The sequence below is a fragment of the Sporosarcina sp. GTC18466 genome (genome assembly GCF_055389225.1).
Window position 1 is genome coordinate 2,954,880 of record NZ_AP044037.1, and the last position, 16,400, is coordinate 2,971,279.

A 16,400-nucleotide genomic window follows, 5' to 3' on the forward strand; every position below is an offset into this window, starting at 1 on the left:
GAGGGAATTGGGATGTTCAGAAGCAGAAGGGCTGCGGCGGCAGAAACCAATACGCATCTTGCGGAACTGGAACAATTTAAGACCGAGCAGAAGTTGAAAGAGGAAATGGAGACAGTGCGGCTGCACGAACTGAAAGAGGAATTGCATGCCGCCGTCTCGCAGCATGAGAAAGTGAACGGGCAGCATGACGTGCTCGGCAGTGCAGTTCATCAGATTGAGATCAAGTTCGAGAACGTCGGAACGCTCAGTGAACGCACGTATCAAAACTCGGAAGATCTTTACGAGAAGGGCCGTTCCCTTGCGGATAATGCAAAAACGATGGTGACTGAAGCAGAGGAAGGGACAAAGGCTGTTCACGGTACTGCAGGCGTCATCAAAGAGCTGGGCTCACAGATCCAGTCTTCTGAGAAGAATATGTCGAATTTGAGCGAGCGCTCCGTTGAAATCCAGTCGATTGTAGGTGTCATTGAAGACATTGCCGCACAGACGAATCTGCTTGCGCTGAATGCGTCGATAGAAGCTGCACGTGCGGGTGAGTCCGGAAAAGGATTCGCAGTCGTCGCACAGGAGGTCCGGAAGCTTGCGGAAAGCACATCGGACAGTACTGCAAATATCCAGACACTGACGAACGCGCTGCGGGAAGAGATCGAGCAGGCACTTACGGCGACACGCAAAAGCGCCGAACTCGTCGAGAAGGGAATCGCGGCAAGCCTGAAGACAGAGGAGAAGATCGAGAGGATCCTGACAACTGTAGAGGAAAGCAAGTCCGATATCACGTCTGTCCAGTCGAAGATCGAGGACCAGAAAGCACTTGCGGATGAAGTGACGCGTGAGCTTCAAGAAGCAAAAACGCTGTTTGCGGAAGCGCATGCTTTGATCATGGAGCATATCGAGGATGCGAAAGAAGTCGATATGCGCCTTGAGAATGGGATCCGCCAGCTGGCGCTTCAGCCATAAATAATGAAAGAGCCGGGAACTCGTCCCCGGCTCTTTTTTACTTCATTGCTACATTCATCTGCTCTCCGGTAAAAGGATGGATAAACGATACTGCAACGGCAGTCAGGCGATACTCGCCGTCGTCCGTGAGGGTGCCGCCGTATACCGTGTCCCCTTTTACAGGATGTCCGATATGGGAGAAGTGAACCCGGATCTGATGGGTCCTGCCCGTATCCAGTCTCGCTTCCACAATCGTGGAATCCTGCTTCTTCTCCATCACCTGATAGTGGGTGACGGCGGGCTGGCCGGAAGGGGAGACGCGGCGCCTGGTCGCATGGTGCCTGTCCCGGCCAATCGCGAACGATAGAGTTCCTCGCGGACGCTTGACGATGCCGTCCACCTCGGCAATATAGGTGCGGCTGATTTCATTGCGCTCGAGCGCCCGGTCCAGGAGGGCCTTGGCAATCGGATGCTTGGCGACGAGGATCAGTCCACTCGTCCCTTTGTCGAGCCGCTGGATATGCTCCGCATAGCAGCCCCCGTTTCGGGAGACCCAGCCCATCACTTCATTCATGAACGTGCCGGTCCCGCCCTCTCGATCCGGATGTGTCGCCATGCCCGCAGGCTTCACGGCGGCGATCAGGTGTTCATCCTCAAACAGGATCTGTATATCCGCATGCTCTGTTGCCGTATAGGAGGAGCAGACGCCTGGAAACTGGAGGGTCAGCACCGTTCCGGCTTCCAGAGGTTCCTTCCAATCCAGGACAGGGGTTCCGTCCTCCAGCAGGACTCCTTTATCCATCCTCAGCTGGTGTACGGTTTTCTTTCCGGCTGCCCATCGTTCACGCAGCAGCGCCTCGACTGTCAGGCCCGGCTCTTCGACTTTGTACTGAAAGCTTGCGCCTCTCATTTGCCTGCATGCTCCTTAAAGAAGTCTTTGATGGCCTGTTCAACGTCTTCTTCGTCGCCTTCCGGCAAGCCGACGATCCTGCCGACTTCCTTACCGTCCTCGTACTGGATCAGAGCTGGCCAAGCCGTGATGCCGTATGGCGCGGCCTCTTTATCGAACTCGAGCATGTTATATTGGTATACATGGATGCCTTTTTCCTTGGCGATCGGCATCATGATCGGTGTCATTTTCATGCAGTATGGACATTCTGGTGAGAAGAAGTAGGCAGTGACCGGTTCGCCGGTCTTGATCTTCTCCATCAATTCATCGGGCTGCACGATATTGCTGTAATTCTCATTGCCGATCAGTCCGATTGTCGATTTCTGCAGATCGTCTTTTCCGTATGGGTTATCTTTCAGTTTTGTCTCGTCGGCCTTGTTTGTCATGAAGATGATGGCAATGAAAAGAACGACGATGACGCCGCCGAATAGCAATAGCTTTTTCATATTCAGTTTTCTCCTTTTGGTTGTTTCATTATGATGAGGCTGGTGATGAAGATCAGAATGAATGCGACTAACGCCATGAACGGAATGGTGATGAACCCCAGGTAATTGACGTATTCCGCCGTGCATGATCCAGTGCCGCAAACAGGTGCGCTGTCCCGCAGAAACGATAGTTTTTGAATCCCATAGTGATAGAGGGAGATACATGCACCAATCAAGGAAAATGCGGCGGTTGTGAGAGCGCTTTGGGCATTCTTCTGAAAGATGGCAATCCCTGTGATCAAGACGATAGGATACATAAGTATCCGCTGGTACCAGCATAAAGTGCACGGTATGAATTTCTGCACTTCCGAATAGAACAGAGAACCGAGCATCGCAATGAGCGAGACGGCAAAAATAAGCAGGAGACCGTTCTCCTGTCGTTTGTCCATGCAGCCAACCTCCAAAAATAGAATCACTATGATTATAGAGTGAAGGGCTGCTGTATGTAAAATGTTCGACCTTTCGGGGAATCAGATGGTCGCTAAGTGGGTAAACATGAGAGGAAAGGGTGATAATAGTGAGCGAAGAATTTGATTTGTCTTCATTTGAGATCAGCATGATTATCCGTCAAATGGAGAAAAGGGATATTGACAGCATCTTAAAACTACAGGGGATTTGCTTCCCGGGGATGGATCCGTGGAGACGGGACCAATTGGAGAGCCATCTGAACATCTTTCCGGAAGGGCAGTTCGTTGCTGAACTGGATGGCGAAATCATCGGATCCTGCTCGAGCCTGATCATCAATTTTGATGAATATGATGACCGGCATACATGGGATGATATATCGGACGAGGGCTATATAACGAACCATAATCCTGAAGGTTTCAATCTATACGGGATCGAAGTGATGGTCCATCCTGATTACAGGCGGATGAAAGTCGGGCAGCGGCTGTATGATGCCCGGAAAGAGCTTGCCGAGGAATGGAATCTGAAATCTATCATCATCGGGGGGCGCATCCCGAATTACCATAAATATGCGGCGGAAATGTCACCGCGGGAATATGTCGAATCGGTCAGCCGGCATAAGATCTACGACCCGGTTCTCACATTCCAGCTGCTGAATGATTTCACGCTTATGCGGATCAACCCGGGATACTTGCCGGATGATAAAGCTTCCAATAAATACGCTACGCTGATGGAATGGAACAATGTCAACTACCGTGCGACGACGAAACGGCATTTCAAGACGAGCTTCCCAGTCCGGATTTGCGCCGTGCAGTACATGATGCGGGAAATTTCATCATTCGAGGAACTTGCAGGCCAGTGCGAGTATTTTGTGGATGTCGCGTCGGATGCGAGCTCCGATTTTGTCGTGTTCCCGGAAATCTTCACGACCCAGCTCATGTCGTTCCTTGACGAGCCGTCTCCGAGCCGGGCGATCAGGAAGCTGTCGGAGTTTACTCCGCAGTATATCGAGATGTTCACAAATCTTGCGGTGCGGTACAACGTCAACATTATCGGCGGGTCCCACTTCGTCGAAGAGGAGGACGAGGAGATCTACAATATCGCCTATCTGTTCCGGCGGGACGGCTCGATCGAGAAGCAGTACAAGATCCACGTCACGCCGAACGAGCGGAAATGGTGGGGGATCAGCCAAGGGGACTCTGTCCGCGTGTTCGATACGGACTGCGGGAAGATCGCCATCCAGGTCTGCTATGACATCGAATTTCCGGAACTTGCACGAATCGCCGTCGACAAAGGGGCGAAGATCATCTTCACGCCATTCTGCACGGACGACCGCCACGGCTATTTGCGCGTACGGTACTGCGCGCAGGCACGCGCCGTCGAAAATCAGATCTACACCGTGATTTCAGGGACGGTCGGGAATTTGCCGCATACCGAGAATATGGATGTGCAATATGGACAGTCCGCCATCTTTGCCCCTTCCGATTATGAATTCGCGAGGGACGGCATTGTCGGGGAGACGAATCCGAACGTCGAGATGGTGCTGATCGGCGATGTCGACCTGGAGATCTTGCGGAGGCAGCGGATCAGCGGAACGGTGCGCCAGCTTAAGGACCGGCGGCATGATGTGTATAAGGTGGAGTATTTGCGGGATTAATAACCGACCGGGTTGGAAAATGAAAACGGCGCCTCCGTAAAGGGGGGCGCCGTTTCTTATGACTCGTATGATAAATCGGTTGAACCGTTCACTTCTTCACTCTCATTCTTCACCGCTTCGAGATAGAGGATATGGTGACCCTCCACGTCTTTCACAGTAAATTCGTAGCCTTGCTCGATAATCTTCTCGCCAGGGACTGCTTCGAACCGCTCTGACATGAACCAGCCGCCGATCGTATCGATGTCTTCTTCATCGATCTTGATGCCGAGGACATCATTGACGTTCTCAATGAGCATCTTGGCATCCAGGATGTAGTGGTCCTGGTTGATCATCTGGACTTCCGGCACTTCATCCATGTCGAACTCATCTTGAATCTCTCCGACGATTTCTTCGAGGATGTCCTCGATCGTCACAAGTCCGGATGTTCCGCCGTATTCATCCATGAGGATTGCCATATGGATCCGTTCCCGCTGGATTTTCAGAAGGAGGTCGCCGATCGCAATCGTTTCGATGACGCGGATGACCGGCTGCATATGTTCGATGACAGGCTGATCGCCTGCGTCCGGATCTTTGATATAGGCGGTCAGCAGGTTCTTCATGTTGACGAGACCGATGACATGGTCTTTATCGCCATCCGTTACAGGATAGCGGGTATATTGCTCCACTCCGAGCATTTCAAACATTTCGCGGAGTGTCATGTCTTTCTCGATCGTCATCATTTCGGTCCGGGGCACCATGATTTCGCGGGCGACCCGGTCGTCGAATTCAAAGATCTTGTTGACGAATTTGTACTCGGACTGGTTGATTTCGCCGCCCTTAAGGCTGTCGGACAGGATCATCCGCAGTTCATCTTCCGAATGGACGACTTCCGATTCGGAAACCGTCTTGAACCCTAAAAGACGGGCGATGAGACGGGCGGAGCCGTTCATTCCCTTGATGACGGGGTACATGATGTTATGGAATATGATAAGCGGCCGTGCGACTGATAATGTGATCGCTTCGGCGCGCTGGATGGCAATCGTTTTTGGGGCCAGCTCACCGACGACGACATGCAAGAATGTCACGATGGTGAACGCAATGGCGAAAGACAGGATTGTCGACGCGCTCAACGTCAAATCGAAATGGGTGAAGATCGGCTGCAGCAGCAGCTTGACTGTCGGCTCACCTAGCATACCGAGTCCAAGAGCCGTAATGGTGATGCCTAGCTGGCAAGCGGATAAGTATTCATCCAGATTGCCGATCACGCGTTTGGCGGTGATCGCTTTGCGGCTGCCTTCCGCAACGAGCTGGTTGATGCGTGTGGTCCGTACTTTCACGATTGCAAATTCACTCGCGACAAAAAACGCGGTGAGTGCGATCAAGGCAGCAAATGCTGCCAATCGTATGGCAATGTCCAAATAAGTTTACTTTGTCCCGCACCCGAATGAGGGGTAGAACAAAGTGCACACCTCCTGTAAGGATAAAATGGGTAGTTACAATCAATGATAATTTATCGACCGAAAAAAAACAAATGGTTTTGCTTGAATTTCCGGCTTGAGTTTTAAAAAATAGGAGAGGCAATCTGTCATAGGTCAAGAAAGGCAAGCATAAGATAGGAAGCCAAAAAAAGGCCAGGAGCGGTGGAATCCACTCCTGGCGTATACGATCATTTGCCGTGGGGCTGTCTCGGCGTCCGCAAGAGGAGTAGCGTCCGCTGAGATGTATTGATAACAGTATAATCGGAACAGGCCTGTCTTATGCATGACCAGCCTGATTTCATGTGCTTATATAGTATGTACCCGCTGCACTGTCTGTAAAACAATTTCACCAAGTTGTATTGACAAATGGAAAAAGGCAATGGTAAGGTAGAAATATTCGAAAATCGAAATAGTGAGGGAGGTGCGGAAAATGGAAAAAGTGATAACAATTCGTCTTATGCAAATCCATATTCCGTGCCGCCGTGCCTGCTGATTTTTCATGTCAGCCTGCATGCGGCTCAGCGCCATTCCTTTATGAAGCACACGCTTAAGCAGGAGGCGTGTGCTTTTTTGTCTTTTTTCAGGTGTTACCGCATGCCTCATGCGTAGCATAAATAAGAACGCGGGAAAGGAGTGCTGATGATGATTTTCATCAAACAGCAAAGGAAACTATTAGAGAAGGAATCTTTAGAAACTGGTTAGTAGTACGAACGGGGAAGAGGTTGATAGGCAATGTTTTCAGTTTTATTCAAGTTAGGCTGGTTTTTCAAAGAAAATAAGAAACGGTATATTGTGGCGCTGACGCTTATGCTGTTGGCGAACGTCCTCGTCATTTTGCCGCCGTGGATTATCGGTCAGGCGATCGATGCGATCCATACTGAGTCGCTGACGAGCCGGATGCTTTGGCTGTTCATCGGCGCGCTGCTGATTGTCACCGTGCTATCGTATGCCGGGAACTTCATCTGGCAGTATCAGTTGTTCGGCGGTGCGTATGTCATTGAGAAGCAGCTCAGGACGCGGCTGATGCGCCATTTCCTGAAGATGACGCCGACGTTCTATGAAAAGAACAAGACCGGGGATCTGATGGCGCGTTCGACGAATGACCTAAGGGCCATTTCAGAAACTGCAGGCTTCGGAATCATGACGCTTGTCGATTCGACGGCGTATCTTGGGATGCTCATTATCATGATGGGATTTGCGATTTCGTGGAAATTGACGCTCGCGGCGATTTTGCCGCTGCCGATTCTCGCATTCATTTTACAAGTGCTCGGGAAACGGATCCATGAGCGCTACATGACGGCGCAGCAGGCATTCGGCGATTTGAACGACGATGTCCTTGAAGCGGTGGCGGGCGTCCGCGTTGTCCGGGCATATGTGCAGGAACGCGCTTCTGAGCAGAAGTTCGCGGATATGACGGAAGATGTGTATAAGAAGAACATGCATGTCGAGAAGATTGATGCGCTGTTCATGCCGTTCTCCAAAGTGTTGACGGGATTGACGTATGTCATCGGACTCGGCTTCGGCGCCTATCTCGTGTCGACAGGCGATATTTCACTTGGAAATCTGGTTACTTTCAACGTCTATCTCGGCATGATCACGTGGCCGATGTTCGCAATCGGAGAACTGATCAACGTCCTTCAGCGGGGCAATGCTTCCCTTGACCGGGTCATGGAGACTCTCAGCTATGAGGAGGACGTGAAAGACCCTGCGGATCGGAAGTCCGTCGAGCGTCCGGACAGCATCGGATTCAAGGAAGTCAGCTTTCAGTATCCGATGTCCAGCGTAAAAAACCTGGAGCGGATCGACCTCGGCTTGAAGAGAGGGCAGACTCTCGGCATCGTCGGCAAGACGGGGAGCGGCAAGACGACGTTCGTCAAGCAGCTGCTTCGCGAATATCCGGTCGGCGAAGGGGAAATCGCATTCTCTGAAATCGGGATGCAGTCACTTACAAAAGACCAAGTGCGCGACTGGATCGGCTATGTGCCGCAGGATCACGTCCTGTTCTCGCGCTCTGTCCGGGAAAATATCTTGTTCGGACGGCCTGAAGCGACAGATGCGGATATCGCAGAAGCCATTCGGCTGTCCCACTTCGAAAAAGATCTCGAAATGCTGCCTGGCGGTTTGGAGACGCTTGTCGGCGAGAAGGGCGTCGCGCTATCGGGCGGGCAGAAACAGCGGATTTCCATCGCCCGGGCCATTGTGAAAAACCCGGAAATTCTGATCCTCGATGATTCCTTGTCCGCGGTCGACGCGAAGACGGAAGCGAAGATCATCGAGAATATCCGGTCGGAACGGGCTGACAAAACGACGATCATTACAACACACCGCCTGTCCGCGATTGAACATGCGGACTGGATCATCGTCCTTGACGATGGACGTGTCGTGGAAGAAGGAACACATGAAGACTTGCTTGCGATGAACGGATGGTACAAAGAGCAATTCGACCGCCAGCAGATTGGGGAGGTTGAATAAAATGGGTACAGGAAAACGGCTTGTACGCTATGCGCTTGATTATAAAAAAATCCTTATTCCAGGAATGATCCTCCTGGCGATGGCCGTCGGAGCGGATCTGATGGGCCCGATCATCGCGAAGAAGATCATCGATGACCATATCGCGCCTTCCGCGTCAGGGACGATCGACTTCAGTCCGATTTTCGTCCTGCTCGCCATCTTTTTCGGCCTGGCAGTCGTGACAGCGGTATTGCGCTACTTCCAATATCTGATGCTGCAGCAGGCGGCGAACCGTATCGTCCAAAAAATGCGGAATGAGCTGTACCGGCATGTCCAGACGCTCCCCATTCGCTATTTTGACAACTTACCTGCAGGGAAAGTCGTTGCGCGGATTACGAATGATACGGAAGCGGTCCGGAACTTATATGTGACGGTCATCTCCCAGTTCGCAATCAGCGGCATGTATATGCTTGGGATCTTCATCGCCCTTTTTGCGCTTGACGCAAAATTTGCGACAGTTGCCCTTCTCGTGCTCCCGATCCTTTATATTTGGATGAAGGCCTACCGGAAGTTCGCGGCACGGGTCAACCATATCATCCGCAGCAAAAACAGTGAAATGAACGCCATGATCAACGAATCGATCAATGGGATGACGATCATCCAGGCGTTCCGCCGGGAAAAACAGATCGACGGCGAGTTCAATGACGTGAACGAATCGCACTTCGGTTATCAGAGCAAGTTGCTGAAAGTGGAATCGGCGACCTCTTATAATCTCGTGGATACACTCCGCTCCCTGGCATTCGTCTTCCTGATCTGGTATTTCGGAGGCGCCATGCTGACAGGCGGCGCAATTGCTTCTGCGGGTCTGCTTTACGCGTTCGTTGACTATATCACGCGGCTTTTCAACCCGATCAACGGGATCGTTAACCAGTTCGCTCGTCTCGAGCAGTCGCTTGTTGCCGCAGACCGTGTGTTTGAACTGATGGACCGCACAGGAGAAGCGGTCAGCGATGACAAGATCGACCGGTACCGGGGAAATGTCCGGTTCGAAGATGTTTGGTTCGCGTATAAAGATGAGGAGTATGTACTGAAAGACATCTCATTCGAAGCGAAACAGGGCGAGACGGTGGCGCTTGTCGGCCATACGGGATCAGGGAAGAGCTCCATCATGAACCTGTTGTTCCGTTTCTATGATCCATCGAAAGGGCGGATCACGATTGACGGAATGGACATTGTCGAATCGCCAAGGCAGACGATCCGTGACCATATGGGCATCGTCTTGCAGGATCCATACCTATTCAGCGGAACGGTCGAGTCGAACATCAGTTTGAACGATCCGAGAATTTCCCGGGAAAAGGTCCAGGAAGCGCTTGACGCGGTTGGCGGCGAGCGTGTATTGAGACATTTGCCGGGCGGTATCGACGAGCCCGTTGTCGAAAAGGGCAGCACACTGTCATCAGGACAGCGCCAGCTCATTTCATTCGCACGCGCCCTTGCGTTCGACCCGGCGATCCTCATACTGGATGAAGCGACGTCGAACATCGACACGGAGACCGAAGAGATCATCCAGCATGCGATGGATGTACTGAAAAAAGGGCGGACGACATTCATCATCGCCCACCGTTTGTCGACGATCAAAAACGCCGACCGGATCCTTGTGCTGGACCGGGGCGAAATTGTCGAGCAAGGTACGCATGACGAGCTGCTTTCGCTTGGCGGGCAATATGCACAAATGTACAAACTGCAAGCGGGCAATGGAGCTAAAGCGATCTGATGAAGAGGGGAGACCTGGCATAAGGCCGGGTCTCCTTTTCTTTGTGCAAGTCTCTCAATTTCCAAAAACACTCAAATTACGTCTTGCTAAACTATTCGGAAACACGTATATTTAGAGTATCGAAATAGTTTGACGGAAAGTTGGAAGTGGAACATGAATTGGATTAGAGGATGGAAACGGAGCTTCATGTCATTCAACCGGAATGTCCGTTTTTTCATGCTGGGCAATGTGCTCCTCCAAATAGGGATGGGCGTTTTCATGGTTATGTATAATCTGTATATCAAAGAGCTGGGCATGCCGGAGACGGTTAACGGAAAAGTGATTTCGATGACGGCTCTTGCATCTGCCATCATGTTTGTGCCGGCGGGGTTTCTGAGCGATAAGCTCGGACGCAAATGGCTCATCATCGGCGGGGCGGTCATGACGGCGTTCACCCTGTTTTTCCGGGGAATGGTCTCCGCTGAATCGCCGATTGTCATCGCCGCATTGCTGACGGGGCTTTTCATGGCGTTCGTGCAAGTGTCAGGCATCCCGTTCCTCGCGGAGAATTCGTCCCCCTCGGAGCGGGTACACCTGTTCAGTGTCAATTTTGCGTTCATTACGATTGCCAATGTTCTGGGCAGCTTGTTCGGCGGCGTGATCGCCGATACGCTCAGCTCCGTGTTCCACTTGGAGACGACGGTAGCGATCCGCTGGTCCCTGCTCGCAGGGGCGGCCATCTTCACGGCAGGGCTCATCCCGCTGTTCCAGCTTCGGGAGGCATCGAAACAGGAGAGGCAGACGGAGACCGTCGTGCATGGGGAGCTAAAGGGACAGGACAGCCTGAAACGGAATCTTGTCGCGATCTTCCATTTCTCCCTTGCGAGCCTGCTCATCGGGTTCGGCTCGGGTCTCGTCGTGCCGTATTTGAATCTGTATTTCGCCAACCGGTTTGACGCCAGCAACTCCTATATCGGGTTCGTCCTGTCGCTCGGTTCCGCCATGACCGCGGTCGCTGCGATGATCGGGCCGTGGCTTGCTAGGAAGGTCGGCAAAGTGAAAGCGCTGATCCTGTTCCAGATGCTGTCGATCCCGTTCTTATTGTTGACGGCATATACGACATCGCTATACTTGGCCTCCCTCGGCTTCCTTCTGCGCCAAGCGCTGATGAACGCCGGGAATCCGATTCAAAGTGCGGTTGCGATGGAAGTCGTTTCGGATAAATACAAGGGGCTGGCGAACTCGATGAACCAGATGGTGTTCAATCTAGGTTGGGCGACGATGGGGCCGATTGCCACTGGGCTCGTCGTGTCGCAGGGGACGTACTGGGGCTATGCCTATGCGTTTACGATCACGGCGGTGCTGTATGTCGTTTCATCAGTCTATTATTTCTTCATCTTCGGCCGGCGGAAGCTGGCGGAAGAGTGATGTCATTGCATAAGCCGGTCAAGACGCCATCTCGACTGGCGAGATGGCCGGTTTTTTGTTTGGATGAAGTGGGGGAAATGGCACAGGGCCGGATCACCTGGCATAAAAAAGGCTGCCTCATCGGGCAGCCTTTTCCATCCACTAGATCTGTTTCCGCTGTGTTTCCTTCCAGGCATTTTGCTCTTCAGGCACACGGCTTTTGTCTTCGAAGACATTTTCAGTCTTTTGGTCTTGGATTTTCAGCTGTTCTTTTTCTTTCAACAGCTCTTCGGTGGATTTCTCTTTATCCATATAAAACGCCTCCTCGTCAAAACGTAGTATATGTGGAAATCTTCCCTTCATTCATAGACATGAAACGTCATGAGTTCGTGGATCATTTTTTTGATGTTTTCCTCGTCTGGCGGGGTGTTTCCGGTCCAGACGATGTTTCCGTCCGGCATATAGTCGCCTGTGTAGCGCTCCTGTTTATGGAAGAATGAAAACGTCCAGCCCGGCAGAACGCCGCCTTCATACATCGGTGCGTATTTGAAATGCTGCAGCATCTAAAATCTCTCCTCTCATATGGCAGAATTCAGCCGCATAAACTGAAGAAATGATGCGAAAGGATGCTGCCGTGTTTATTAGTCAGTTGAAGCAGGCCATCGAGGATGAATACCGGTCGTACCATTTTTATAAATTAATGTACGAACAGACGAAGGACCAGCTATGGCGCGATTTCATCCAGCACGCGTACGAGGATGAGCAGAGCCATTATGAAATGATGCAACAGCTCCATTATATGATGACCGGGACATTCGTGCCAAATCCGCGGAAACCTGTCGCCTGCTATGACTTGAAGGAATGTGCAAAGCGGGCGCTTGTGGACGAACTGGATGCGGTGGAGCATTACAAGCTGATGCTTCTGCAAGTTCCATTCCAGCAGGCATACAACCCGATTTTCATTGCCATGCATGACGAAGTGGAGCATGCGATCCGGATGTCCGCCATTTACAATGGAACGAAATGAGGAAAGGCCATCGATCGGAATCCGGTCCATGGCCTTTCCGTCATTTGCCGAAGAACGCCTTGAAATACGGGATGGCCTCGAGCATGCGAGGCCCGTACCAGAACATCTCCCCGTCGATGAGCTTGATATCGATGCCGGGGAACATCTCGGTGAATTGTATTTTCTGCTTTTCTTTAAACGGATACGGTTCGGATGCAAGCAAAATCAGATCGAGTCCCGCTTCTTCGAAGTCCTCTTCCGTGATCACGGGATACCGTCCCTCTTTCAGGGCGAACGGGTTGCCGAGTCCGAGATGCCGCAGCACGTCTGTGATATATGTATCGCGGCCTGCCGCCATATACGGCTTTTTCCAGATGACATAAGCGGCGCGTCCGCTGCTGATATCCCGCAACTCGTCCCATCCATCCCGTATGTCGTTGACGAGCGTTTCGGCTTCCTGCTTGCGGTCTGTCAGCTCTCCCATGTCGGTAATCATTCCGAGTCCCTCCTGAATGGACTGCACTTCCGCCACATTCACGGGGAAATGTTCGGAAAGGGTATCCGCCATCTCTTTCGTGTTCTCCTCTTTTTCGAGGATGATCAGATCAGGCTTCGCCTGGATGATCGCTTCCAGCTTCAGGTCCTTCGTGCCCGCCACGGCAGGCACCTGTTTTACGCTGCCTGCCGGATGGATGCAGAAACGGGTCCTTCCGACAATGCGCTCGGAAAGGCCGAGCGCGAATAATGTGTCGGTGATCCCGGGGCAGAGCGAGATGATCCGTTTAGGGGGATACTCGTAGGCCACTTTCCGGCCGAGCCGGTCCATCACTTCTTTTTTCATGTCGCACACTCCTTGCTTTAAAAATGGCGTCTCGCTCTCAAGGCGACCGATTCCGGCGCTTTCAGCGACAGCGGCTCCGCATGCATGAAATTGAAGACATTCATGTCACTTGTGCCAAGCATGCCGATTGTCATGCGCGGGACGAGCCGGAAATGGACGCGCTGGCCTTCCCCTCTTGTAAGCGGGATGAACAGCGCCGCGTTGAAGCTCGATATGCCGTTCTCCTTCAGGAACGCGAAAAGTCTTACGAGGCTTGCCGCGAGATGATCATAATCATCATCCGTGAGCTCCGCAAGGGAACTGGCCTTAAAGACGCCGAGAAAATCCATATGGCTCAGCGGCGCGAATGCATGCAGCCAGTCGATCGATCCTGCTGAGGCAATCCATCTGTCTCCTCTTTCGCGCTCTTGTTCTGCGAGCTCTGTGAAATAATCCGCTCCGTTGCTGCCGTAGTATGCCCCGCATGCTGTAGAGACGATTGCCTGATAGTTCGTCGGATGCTCGGATGCCAGGGCATGCAGGTGAGGATGCAAAATGCTTCCTCCAGACGGCGGCAGATAGTTCCAATTGATGGATGCATATGCGGTCTGCGGATTTAATTCCGCCACTTCCGCGAGATACTGATGGGCTGCCCGGAATGCTTCGCTGATCGTCTGTGCTGTGAACTCCGGGAGTGTCACATAATGCTGTTCGGTCATCCGGACGACCGCATTATGCTTGCTGTATGGAAATAGGTTCGGAAAAACGACCGCTTCCCCGTGGATGAACCGCCCGCCTTCGACAAGTTCGTCGGGGAAGCGCGGCGTCGATGTGAAAATATTTTCCGGGCAGAACGGGCATTTTGCACCGGCAGTCTGCTCCGCCTCCATGGAAAAATCAGCGGGGACGAAAGGGGCGCCAGGGTCGAAAATGATCCGGGACGATGCGCCGGTGAGCGGATCGAACCGCACTTCCGTCTTGCGGTCGATCAGCTTGCCGTCCTGCATCGGATCATGGAATGTGAAAAACTCTTCCTCTGCTCTGAAATCAATCAATGCATGCCAACTCCTCTTCATATAATAGGAACCTTCATTGGTGCGAAGCCGAAACTTATGGTAGATTCAATACATACCAGTTTACCAACAATTCGTGAAACTGTCACCCGGGTGACAGGAGGAAGGAAGAATCAAATGATCCAATCAGCTGTGCTTTATACCAATAAATTAAAAGCGATGAGGCGGTTTTATAGCGGCTCATTGGGGCTTCAAGTGATCGATCAGTGGGACGGGCACTTTACGCTCCAAATCGGCGAATCACACTTGACGTTCAAGGAGACGGATGAGCCGGCATTTTACCATTACGCCATCAACATTCCGGGTAATCAATTTTCGATGATGAAGTTTTTTCTGCGGGAGAGGGTTGAGATGAACAGGGAAGAGGGGCGGGATGAAGTATATTTTCCGGGCTTCGATGCGGATTCAATGTATTTTGAGGATCCGGCGGGCAATATCGTGGAACTGATCGGCAGAAGAAAGCGTGATCTGTTCGGCGACCTGTCATCCGCCTCCTTTTTAAACATCAGTGAAATCGGCCTCGTAACGCCGGACGTGACGGAAGTCGGGGAAGAGCTGCTCGACCGGGGCCTGCCGCTTAGGAAAGGCGGGGAAATCGATCCGGAAGGACTTAACTTCATCGGGTCGGGCGATTCGTATATCGTTCTTGTGCCAGCGGGAAGGCGCTGGTATTTCTCTAAAAAGGATTCTGTCACCTATCCGCTGGAGCTCGTCATGGACGGCCTTTCCGTCAAAGTGGACAGCTGCGGAAAACACATGGACTGAGCGGGTTGCCTAGAGGCGTTTCCTTTATTTCGCAACCGCCGTTCTGCTATAATGAGGCGTAACGCGATAAGGGAAAGGTGAAGCGAGTGAATTTTCTTTGGACCATCCTGTTCATGGCGGTGATCGGCGCAGTGATCGGCGGTTTCACCAATCATTTGGCAATCAAAATGCTGTTCCGGCCCCATGAACCGAAATATATCGGAAACTGGCGCTTGCCATTCACGCCCGGCCTGATTCCAAAGCGGCGCGACGAACTGGCGGTGCAGCTAGGGAAGACCGTGACGAATTATCTGCTGACGCCGGAGACATTCCGCCGGAAGCTGCTGACGCCGGATGTCCAGAACAAAGCGGAGCAATTTGTCCAGCGGAAAGTGAATCAATACGTCTTTGAGAGCGACAAGACGCTGAACGATTGGCTCGCTCTTGCAGGAGCGGCTGGACTTGCAACGAAAACCGAAAATAAGATCATGAACGTCATTGACGGGCAGCTTGGGGCAATCCGCACCAAGGTGACGACAGGGACGGTGGAAGAAGTCGTCCCGGACAAGTGGCTTCGGCAAGTGGAAGCATTGATTCCAGGCGTAACGCAGCACATCCTGACGAATGCGCAAGGGTTTGTCGATTCGTATGAAGGGAAAGTGATGTTCCAGAAGCTGATCAACGATTTCCTCGCATCAAAAGGGACGTTCGGCGGCATGCTCAATATGCTGTTCGGCGATTCCAACTCGCTTGTCGAGAAGGTGCAGCGGGAAGCGATGAAATTCCTGTCTGCTGAAGGGACAAGCGAACTTGTACAGTCGCTGCTCGAGAAGGAATGGGGCAAGCTGACGAAGCGGCCGATGGAGGAACTGATTGGCGGATTTGACTGGGATGGACTGTTCTTCTCCATCAAGTCATATGCTAAAAAGGAACTGGCGCTAGCAGAGCGGCTTGACCGTACGGTGAGCGATTACTGGCCGGAAGGCGGAGCGTGGGTGGAGCAGAATCTCACTCCGAAGATTGTCTCCTTCGCTTTCGATCAGGCCGAGAAGCAATTGGAAGTGTCGCTCGGCAAATTGAAGCTGGATGAGATCGTCAAAGAGCAAGTCGATTCATTCCCGACATCTGTCCTGGAAGATCTGGTGCTCGGAATTTCTAAGAGGGAATTCAAGATGATCACCGTCCTCGGCGCATTGCTCGGAGGGATGATCGGTATCGTGCAAGGTTTGATCGTGTTTTTAACAACGTGAGGGGGAT

The 16,400-nt window shown here is 52.1% G+C and carries 17 protein-coding genes; 9 read left to right on the top strand and 8 right to left on the bottom strand.

Annotation, left to right across the window (positions count from 1 at the left end; genetic code table 11):
* The first annotated feature begins 12 nt into the window (after positions 1–12).
* Positions 13–957: a methyl-accepting chemotaxis protein gene (locus tag ACZ5FK_RS14795; RefSeq protein WP_464805626.1), complete on the top strand. Its 945-nt coding sequence runs from the start codon at positions 13–15 to the stop codon at positions 955–957.
* Positions 958–994: 37 nt separating this feature from the next.
* Here the strand turns inward: ACZ5FK_RS14795 and ACZ5FK_RS14800 are convergent, their stop codons facing one another.
* Genes ACZ5FK_RS14800 through ACZ5FK_RS14810 form a run of 3 tightly spaced genes read right to left on the bottom strand, consistent with a single transcriptional unit; the run spans position 995 to position 2,759 of the window.
* Positions 995–1,846: an RluA family pseudouridine synthase gene (locus ACZ5FK_RS14800; RefSeq protein ID WP_464805627.1), complete on the bottom strand. Its 852-nt coding sequence runs from the start codon at positions 1,844–1,846 to the stop codon at positions 995–997.
* Positions 1,843–2,331, bottom strand: a complete 489-nt coding sequence (locus ACZ5FK_RS14805; protein WP_464805628.1) for a thioredoxin family protein — start codon at positions 2,329–2,331, stop codon at positions 1,843–1,845. Before ACZ5FK_RS14805 ends, ACZ5FK_RS14800 begins: the two co-directional genes overlap by 4 nt.
* A gap of 2 nt (positions 2,332–2,333) precedes the next feature.
* A complete protein-coding gene (locus ACZ5FK_RS14810) occupies positions 2,334–2,759 on the bottom strand; it encodes a disulfide oxidoreductase (protein WP_464805629.1) in 426 nt (141 codons plus the stop codon).
* Positions 2,760–2,887: 128 nt separating this feature from the next.
* Here ACZ5FK_RS14810 and ACZ5FK_RS14815 point away from each other — a divergent pair, with 128 nt between their 5' ends.
* Positions 2,888–4,432, top strand: coding sequence for a GNAT family N-acetyltransferase (locus ACZ5FK_RS14815; protein WP_464805630.1), 1,545 nt, complete (start codon positions 2,888–2,890; stop codon positions 4,430–4,432).
* Between the two features lie 56 nt (positions 4,433–4,488).
* Here the strand turns inward: ACZ5FK_RS14815 and ACZ5FK_RS14820 are convergent, their stop codons facing one another.
* A complete protein-coding gene (locus tag ACZ5FK_RS14820; protein WP_464805631.1) occupies positions 4,489–5,811 on the bottom strand; it encodes a hemolysin family protein in 1,323 nt (440 codons plus the stop codon).
* Positions 5,812–6,255: 444 nt separating this feature from the next.
* Between ACZ5FK_RS14820 and ACZ5FK_RS14825 the strand changes: the two genes are divergently transcribed.
* The 4 genes from ACZ5FK_RS14825 to ACZ5FK_RS14840 all read left to right on the top strand — a co-directional run bounded on the left by ACZ5FK_RS14825 (position 6,256) and on the right by ACZ5FK_RS14840 (position 11,521).
* The gene (locus tag ACZ5FK_RS14825) at positions 6,256–6,498 is read left to right on the top strand and encodes a hypothetical protein (protein ID WP_464805632.1); all 243 of its coding nucleotides are present in this window, start codon (positions 6,256–6,258) and stop codon (positions 6,496–6,498) included.
* A gap of 123 nt (positions 6,499–6,621) precedes the next feature.
* Positions 6,622–8,361: an ABC transporter ATP-binding protein gene (locus ACZ5FK_RS14830; protein ID WP_464805633.1), complete on the top strand. Its 1,740-nt coding sequence runs from the start codon at positions 6,622–6,624 to the stop codon at positions 8,359–8,361.
* Position 8,362: 1 nt separating this feature from the next.
* Positions 8,363–10,114, top strand: coding sequence for an ABC transporter ATP-binding protein (locus ACZ5FK_RS14835; RefSeq protein WP_464805634.1), 1,752 nt, complete (start codon positions 8,363–8,365; stop codon positions 10,112–10,114).
* Between the two features lie 153 nt (positions 10,115–10,267).
* Positions 10,268–11,521 (top strand): MFS transporter, encoded by a 1,254-nt coding sequence (locus ACZ5FK_RS14840; protein ID WP_464805635.1) that lies wholly within the window; start codon positions 10,268–10,270, stop codon positions 11,519–11,521.
* A 141-nt stretch (positions 11,522–11,662) separates the two neighbouring features.
* Here the strand turns inward: ACZ5FK_RS14840 and ACZ5FK_RS14845 are convergent, their stop codons facing one another.
* Complete coding sequence (locus tag ACZ5FK_RS14845; protein WP_464805636.1) at positions 11,663–11,812, bottom strand: hypothetical protein; 150 nt, start codon at positions 11,810–11,812, stop codon at positions 11,663–11,665.
* 47 nt (positions 11,813–11,859) lie between these two features.
* The gene (locus tag ACZ5FK_RS14850; RefSeq protein WP_464805637.1) at positions 11,860–12,063 is read right to left on the bottom strand and encodes a YheE family protein; all 204 of its coding nucleotides are present in this window, start codon (positions 12,061–12,063) and stop codon (positions 11,860–11,862) included.
* A gap of 71 nt (positions 12,064–12,134) precedes the next feature.
* Here ACZ5FK_RS14850 and ACZ5FK_RS14855 point away from each other — a divergent pair, with 71 nt between their 5' ends.
* Complete coding sequence (locus ACZ5FK_RS14855; protein WP_464805638.1) at positions 12,135–12,527, top strand: ferritin-like domain-containing protein; 393 nt, start codon at positions 12,135–12,137, stop codon at positions 12,525–12,527.
* Between the two features lie 40 nt (positions 12,528–12,567).
* Here the strand turns inward: ACZ5FK_RS14855 and ACZ5FK_RS14860 are convergent, their stop codons facing one another.
* Both ACZ5FK_RS14860 and ACZ5FK_RS14865 read right to left on the bottom strand, forming a co-directional pair.
* Positions 12,568–13,347, bottom strand: a complete 780-nt coding sequence (locus ACZ5FK_RS14860; protein ID WP_464805639.1) for a helical backbone metal receptor — start codon at positions 13,345–13,347, stop codon at positions 12,568–12,570.
* A 17-nt stretch (positions 13,348–13,364) separates the two neighbouring features.
* Entirely contained in the window at positions 13,365–14,381 is a 1,017-nt protein-coding gene (locus ACZ5FK_RS14865) for a hypothetical protein (RefSeq protein WP_464805640.1), read from the bottom strand.
* A gap of 135 nt (positions 14,382–14,516) precedes the next feature.
* Between ACZ5FK_RS14865 and ACZ5FK_RS14870 the strand changes: the two genes are divergently transcribed.
* Both ACZ5FK_RS14870 and ACZ5FK_RS14875 read left to right on the top strand, forming a co-directional pair.
* Entirely contained in the window at positions 14,517–15,164 is a 648-nt protein-coding gene (locus tag ACZ5FK_RS14870) for a VOC family protein (protein ID WP_464805641.1), read from the top strand.
* Positions 15,165–15,250: 86 nt separating this feature from the next.
* Complete coding sequence (locus ACZ5FK_RS14875) at positions 15,251–16,393, top strand: DUF445 domain-containing protein (RefSeq protein WP_464805642.1); 1,143 nt, start codon at positions 15,251–15,253, stop codon at positions 16,391–16,393.
* The last annotated feature ends 7 nt before the right edge of the window (positions 16,394–16,400 follow it).

Excerpts from the sequence above, each read along its gene's own strand:
- ACZ5FK_RS14830 (WP_464805633.1), top strand. The coding sequence starts at position 6,622 with ATGTTTTCAGTTTTATTCAAGTTAGGCTGGTTTTTCAAAGAAAATAAG.
- ACZ5FK_RS14845 (WP_464805636.1), bottom strand. The coding sequence starts at position 11,812 with ATGGATAAAGAGAAATCCACCGAAGAGCTGTTGAAAGAAAAAGAACAG.
- ACZ5FK_RS14860 (WP_464805639.1), bottom strand. The coding sequence starts at position 13,347 with ATGAAAAAAGAAGTGATGGACCGGCTCGGCCGGAAAGTGGCCTACGAG.
- ACZ5FK_RS14835 (WP_464805634.1), top strand. The coding sequence starts at position 8,363 with ATGGGTACAGGAAAACGGCTTGTACGCTATGCGCTTGATTATAAAAAA.
- ACZ5FK_RS14810 (WP_464805629.1), bottom strand. The coding sequence starts at position 2,759 with ATGGACAAACGACAGGAGAACGGTCTCCTGCTTATTTTTGCCGTCTCG.
- ACZ5FK_RS14870 (WP_464805641.1), top strand. The coding sequence starts at position 14,517 with ATGATCCAATCAGCTGTGCTTTATACCAATAAATTAAAAGCGATGAGG.
- ACZ5FK_RS14795 (WP_464805626.1), top strand. The coding sequence starts at position 13 with ATGTTCAGAAGCAGAAGGGCTGCGGCGGCAGAAACCAATACGCATCTT.
- ACZ5FK_RS14840 (WP_464805635.1), top strand. The coding sequence starts at position 10,268 with ATGAATTGGATTAGAGGATGGAAACGGAGCTTCATGTCATTCAACCGG.
- ACZ5FK_RS14805 (WP_464805628.1), bottom strand. The coding sequence starts at position 2,331 with ATGAAAAAGCTATTGCTATTCGGCGGCGTCATCGTCGTTCTTTTCATT.
- ACZ5FK_RS14825 (WP_464805632.1), top strand. The coding sequence starts at position 6,256 with ATGGAAAAAGGCAATGGTAAGGTAGAAATATTCGAAAATCGAAATAGT.
- ACZ5FK_RS14850 (WP_464805637.1), bottom strand. The coding sequence starts at position 12,063 with ATGCTGCAGCATTTCAAATACGCACCGATGTATGAAGGCGGCGTTCTG.
- ACZ5FK_RS14800 (WP_464805627.1), bottom strand. The coding sequence starts at position 1,846 with ATGAGAGGCGCAAGCTTTCAGTACAAAGTCGAAGAGCCGGGCCTGACA.